This is a genomic window from Streptomyces sp. NPDC006476, from assembly GCF_040612015.1.
Classification (GTDB): domain Bacteria; phylum Actinomycetota; class Actinomycetes; order Streptomycetales; family Streptomycetaceae; genus Streptomyces; species Streptomyces griseorubiginosus_B.
The window spans coordinates 1-5,487 of sequence record NZ_JBEXPK010000184.1 but is presented as its reverse complement, the minus strand read 5'-3'; the positions used below and the strand labels follow the sequence as shown (position 1 = coordinate 5,487).

Sequence of the window (5,487 nt, the reverse complement as noted above, 5' to 3'; positions counted from 1 at the left end):
GGCAAACGGCCCCGGAGCCCCGTCATGCCCATCACCGCAGGTCACGCCACAGATTCCCCCCTGCCATGTGCCCACCTACTGTCGAACTCGGGTGCCGCTCGCGGGTGGCGAAACCTATCCACGCCCGATCCTCACGCTCGGTGTGGCGCGGCTCAGATCGGCGCTTTCACGCCTGTCAGGTGTTCCGATGCCTCCCACAGCGCGGCTGCCTGGCGGTCGTCGCGGGTCCAGCAGGCGCGGCGGGCGGAGACCGGATGGGCGGGTGCGAGGGAGGCGGGGCCGATGTAGGCGGCCTGGCGGATTGCCGGGTGCGTGGCGGCGTACAGGATGGGGAGAGCCCCGGTCTCAGGGGGTTGGGCGACGAAGCGGTTGCCCAGGACGAGGAGCCTGTCGATGAAGTCGGGACCGCCCGGTCCTACGGCGTTGCGCGGGAGGTTGGTGTTTGCGTAGCCCGGGTGGGCGGCAACCGCGGTGGTCGTGGCGTCTGCCGCTGACAGCCGGCGTGCCAGCTCGCGGGTGAAGAGCAGGTTCGCGGTCTTGGAGCGACCGTAGGCCAGCCAGCGCTGGTAGGGGCGAGGCCGGCGCCGCAGGTCGTTTGAGGTGCAGCGGGCTGCGAAGTGCATCACGCTGGAGACGCTGACCACGCGGGATCCAGGCGTGGCCAGCAGGCGCGGCAGCAGCAGGCCGGTCAGGGCGAAGTGGCCGAGGTGATTGATGCCCAGGTGGGTCTCGAACCCGTCCGCTGTCCTGCCGAACGGCACTCCGCCAACACCTGCGTTGTTGACCAGCAGATCGAGCTGGTCCGTGTCCAACTCCGCAGCGAGCGCCCGTGTGGACGCCAGATCGGCGAGATCAAGCGGCCGGTACTCGACGTCCACGCCCGGCGTCTGCGCGCGCAGGCGGCGGACCGCCTCGGCTCCGCGCTCGGGGCTGCGGCAGGCCAGCAAGACCTTCGCCCCGTGCAGCGCGAGTTCCCGTGCCGTGCAGTAGCCGAGGCCACTGTTGGCTCCGGTGACCAGTGCGACGCGTCCCTTCTGGTCCGGGATGTCATCCGCTGTCCAGGCTGCCATGCTCCAGTTCCTCCTCGTGGATCTGCCACGAGCTGTGGGCTCGGGCGTTCGAGCAGTCAGATTGCTGATGTTCATTGCCGCCCACGGAAGCCAAGAAGCCGCACCATGACAAACGCCGGCCCAGTCGGCCGACGGCTGCTCGGGCCGCACCCCCGGCTCTACGGACGCACCGGTGGCCCGCTGGGCCACCGTCCCACGGGGATGCCCTGTCTCCGACTGCGCACGGTCGGCCGCCGCTCGGGGATGCCGCGCAGCACCGTCCTGGTCTACGCGCGCGACGGCGTCGCGTGGCGAGTCGCCGCCTCCAACGACGGTGCCGGCCACCACTCCCCGGACTGGCTGCAATCTGCACGCCCGGCCCGAGGCGGAGATCCAGGTCACTACCCGGCCCTGTACCGATGTCACCGCACCGAGGGCGCTCGTCAACGTGGCCAACCCCGGCTGATATGCCCATTTGGCTGAGAAGACCCGCCGTCCGGTGCCCGTGGTCGTGCTGTATCCGGGGGTGCGGTGGACGGTCACGGCAGCAGCGTGTGCAACAAGGCGGAGGAGTAGATCCGGGCCGGGTCGTAGCCGTTGAGGATCTCCCGCGCGGTGTCCCAAGTGCTGCCCGCGGGCTGGCCCTCCCGGCAGGAGGCCGGGACGGTGCCGGTGAGCATCGCAGGGTCGGACCAGGCCGCGGTGCCGGAGTAGCCCCAGCCCTTGGACCATTCGGCGCGGACCGCGGCGTAGTCGCCCGTGTAGTTCGCCAGCATCCACTGTTCGGTCTCGTGGAAGAACTCCTGGGACTTCGGGGTACCGGGGAGGGTGAGCACGTCCATCCAGACCGCTGTGTCCCACAGGGGCCGGTCGGGGCGGGTCCGTGCCGCGCTGAGCAGCGGCGGTACGGCTCCGGGGACACCGCAGTCGGCCGGGTCGTCCAGGCCGGTTACGCGGACCTCCCAGGGGCCGTTCATCGGGTAGTGCCCGGCCTTGCGGTAGTCGGCGAGAGCGGTCTTGAGGTAGCCGTAGAACTCGCTGACGACCCGTTGGACGTCGGCGCGTGCGCACAGTACGGCATACCCGTTCGTCGTGACGCGCAGGGTGCTGGGGCGCACGTACAGCTGGGTGTTCTTCGCCCAGCCCCAGATGTCCCGGGTGGCCGTAGCGAGCGATCCCAGGCGGCAGACGCCGCTCTCGAAATGCGAGAAGGCCGGGGTGAGCGAGACGTTGCCGCGGACGATGCCGGAGATGAACCGCGACATCTGCGGGCTGATCCAGTCGGCGAAAACGTAGTTGAAGGGGCTGTCGACCTCCCGGGACAGCAGCGGCCTGGTCGGAGCGACGCTCCAGACCTTGAGCCAGGGAGAGGTGGTGAAGGGAAACCAGATCGTCTCCACCCGTCCGGTGCGCTTGAGCAGCGCGCCGAAGGAGTTGTCACCCGCGCTCACCGGCGGTGCGAAGAGGGTGTCGGCCGTAGTGGTGAAGCTGCTCCGGCAGCGCAGCCGGGTGTTGGGTGCGATCCGGAGGGTGGCTTCGGTGATGAAGGCTCGGCCGAGGTTGACGAGGAAGGCGCCGATGTCCGGGGCACTGCGCTCGAAGGTTTTGAGCGCGTAGGCGCCGGTGGCGGCGTCCCAGACTACGGCGGTGAGCTGGACGACGAGATTGCTGACGGTCCCGTAGGTGCGTTGGGCCTGCGGCTGCTCCGATTCGGCTGGTACGGAGGTGCCGTGGCCGCCGATGGCCAGTACCCCGCCGAGGGTGACGTCTCCGGGGGCCGGGACGTTGGTCAGGCCGTAGCCGGCTGCCTCGATCGCGCTGAGCAGGGAGAGCATGGTGGCGCCGGACTGCGCGGTGACGGATGCGGGGGTTTCGCCGGTGACGCTGATCGCGGTCAGGTGCCGGGTAGTGTCGACGATGAGGATTTCACCGGTGGCGCCGTCCGCCGCGAGCAACGGTGACCAGCCGTGGCCCGCACCGCGGGCACGCAGCCGCCAGCCGTTTGCGTGCGCCCAGTTGGCGAGGGCGACGACGTCCTCGGGGGTCGTTGGCGCGCAGGTCCACAGCGGGCTGAGGCGGATCTCGCCTGACCAGTTGGTCCATGCCTGCTGGTAGACGCTGATGCCGGCGGGGAAGTCCGGCGGCAGGGCGGTGGCACCCTGGGCCGGTGTGACGGTGTAGGCGGGCCTCCACTCCGTTCTGCTGAGGACGGAACCGGCCGCGGTCGCGCCGAAGAGGGCCCAGTGGGAGAGACCGGACCCGGATTGACGCTGCATGTGACTGCCTTTCAGCGGCCGCCCAGGGCCCGGTCGCGTACTCACCAGGCGTGCTGGGCGGCAGTGGTTTCCGGTGGGGACGTGCCGTCTGCTCAGCCCATGAGTTTGTTGCGGAAAACGCTGGTGAGAACGCCGGCGGGATCGAGGGCGCGGAGGGTCGCGACCGCCGTGTCCCAATTGTCGTCGTGCGGCTGCCGGGCCCGGTAGGCGTCGGGGATCGTCGTGCGGTCGATCCACGCGCCGTCAGAGGCGCGGCCCATTCCTTTTGGCATCCGAGGTGGGCGGACGCGTACGCACCGGTGAAGTGGGGCCTGATCCACTGCTCCATGTCGGCGGAGGAGGTGCAGCGGTCAGAGGTGGTCGGCGCGGTGGTCATGTCGGACCAGACTGCGGGGGTTTCGGGGGTCTGCGCAGGGGTCACGGCTTGTGGCCCTACTGTTCCTGCGCGCCGCTGCGACGGGAATAGCGGATCCGGCAGGGGCTGCGCGGCACGGCGGTGATCGCCGAGTAGTCAGGGCGTGGCGGACAGTCCTCGAGTTCGAGGTCGTAGGAGCGCAGGAGACAGCTCCAGATGATCTGGATCTCCTGGTAGGCGAAGGCCATCCCGGTGCAGCGGTGGCGGCCGCCGCCGAAGGTGAGCATCGGCTGGGGCGTTACGCGGTGCTCGGAGCGTTCGGGTGAGAAGCGGTCGGGGTCGTAGCGTTCCGGGTCCGAGAAGACGTCCGGCAACCGGTGCGAGGCGGTGGGCGACACCATCACGCGGCTGCCGCGGGCGATCCGGTAGCCGCCGTAGCTGAACTCCTGCTCCGCGTCGCGCAGCAGGACGGTCGTCGGTGGGTGCAGGCGCTCCGCCTCGACCATGCACCGGCGCAGCGTCTCCATCCGCCGCAGGTCTTGGTGGACGGGCCGGGAACCGTGGGTGTCGCGTGCGAGTTCGTCCTGCTCGCGGCGGACGACGGCCAGCCACTCGGGGTTCTCCAGCAGCAGGACGCCGGTCCAGGAGGCCACTGCCGCTGTGTTGTGCTCGCCCGCCACGATGATCGCCAGCAGCAGGGAGGCTACGACTTCCTCCGGCACCGGGGTGCCGTCCCGCAGCTGGGAGGACATCAGAGTGCTGACGAAGTGTCCGGCGTCCGGGCCGTCGTTCTTGATGGACCGGGCAGCGTCCAGGATCAGCTCGATCAGCTCACGGCGCGCCCGGTCGCGGCGGCGGAAGGCCGGGAGCGGCAGGTAGGGGTGGATCAGCCAGGAGGCCCGGCCGGCCGCCTTCAGGTCGCGGAAGAGCCGTACCAGGTCGGAGCCGACCCGGCGGCGGAACTCCGCGCCGATCAGGCACTCGACGGCAATGTTGACCGAGAGCTCGCTCATCGCCTCGACCAGGTCGACGCGCCCGCGCTCGCCCCAGCCGGAGAGGTAGTCCTCGACGTGGCGCTGCATCACCGGTCCGTACTTCTCCACGGCGCCCCCGCGCAGCGCCGGCAGGATCAGCGCGATCTGCTCGTCGAACTGCTCCGGGGACGCGTCGAAGAGCATGCCCTCGCCGAAGACGGGCGTCATCAACCGGTAGGCCCGGCGGCGGCCGACGGTCTCGTCAGAGGCACGGAAGACGGCGTCGGCGGCGGCTGGGCCGCTCAGGACGGTGAACTTCCGACCGGCTATGCGGACCGTGAAAACCTCGCCGAGCTGCTTGTGGCCTTCGACGATCAGGGCGACCGGGTCCTGGGCGAACGCCACGGTGTGTCCCAGCAGAGGAATCCCACCCCCCAATGCGGGCGGCTCCGTCAGTGCGGCTGTCCGGGTCTGGGTCACGTTGCTCTCCATATGGCGAGGCGGCGGCGCGGTCGCCTCCTCGGTGCTGCTTGCGGGCATGACATGGCTACCCGCCCAGATCCCGGACTTCGGGGCCGGAGCACGAGCGGTCAAACCAGCGGTTCGTCCCCGCGCCGCGTTGTTTTCATGGTGGACAGCACCCCTGACTCGTGGCATGGCACACCATGTTTGGGCTAACACAGCCAATCGTCTTGACCACCCGCTACAACAGAGGCAAATGACTTCACGTGCAGGCACGAGAGGGGCAATGGCGCAAGTTCGGGGCTGAGTAGGTGTAAGCTTGGTTTTTAACCTCGGGTGTCACCCGACCTGCTGATCTGCGGTTCTTCCCG

At 69.6% G+C, this 5,487-nt stretch carries 5 protein-coding genes; 1 reads left to right on the top strand and 4 read right to left on the bottom strand.

What is annotated here, in order from left to right; genetic code table 11:
- Positions 1–152: 152 nt before the first annotated feature.
- Entirely contained in the window at positions 153–1,070 is a 918-nt protein-coding gene (locus ABZZ74_RS52350; protein WP_356951186.1) for an oxidoreductase, read from the bottom strand.
- Between the two features lie 105 nt (positions 1,071–1,175).
- Here ABZZ74_RS52350 and ABZZ74_RS52345 point away from each other — a divergent pair, with 105 nt between their 5' ends.
- Positions 1,176–1,532, top strand: coding sequence for a nitroreductase/quinone reductase family protein (locus tag ABZZ74_RS52345; RefSeq protein ID WP_356951185.1), 357 nt, complete (start codon positions 1,176–1,178; stop codon positions 1,530–1,532).
- Positions 1,533–1,588: 56 nt separating this feature from the next.
- Here the strand turns inward: ABZZ74_RS52345 and ABZZ74_RS52340 are convergent, their stop codons facing one another.
- From ABZZ74_RS52340 to ABZZ74_RS52330, 3 genes are all read right to left on the bottom strand, one after another.
- Positions 1,589–3,325, bottom strand: a complete 1,737-nt coding sequence (locus ABZZ74_RS52340) for a cholesterol oxidase substrate-binding domain-containing protein (protein WP_356951184.1) — start codon at positions 3,323–3,325, stop codon at positions 1,589–1,591.
- Between the two features lie 92 nt (positions 3,326–3,417).
- Complete coding sequence (locus tag ABZZ74_RS52335; protein WP_356951183.1) at positions 3,418–3,585, bottom strand: cholesterol oxidase substrate-binding domain-containing protein; 168 nt, start codon at positions 3,583–3,585, stop codon at positions 3,418–3,420.
- A gap of 172 nt (positions 3,586–3,757) precedes the next feature.
- The gene (locus tag ABZZ74_RS52330; protein ID WP_356951182.1) at positions 3,758–5,134 is read right to left on the bottom strand and encodes a cytochrome P450; all 1,377 of its coding nucleotides are present in this window, start codon (positions 5,132–5,134) and stop codon (positions 3,758–3,760) included.
- Positions 5,135–5,487: the final 353 nt, after the last annotated feature.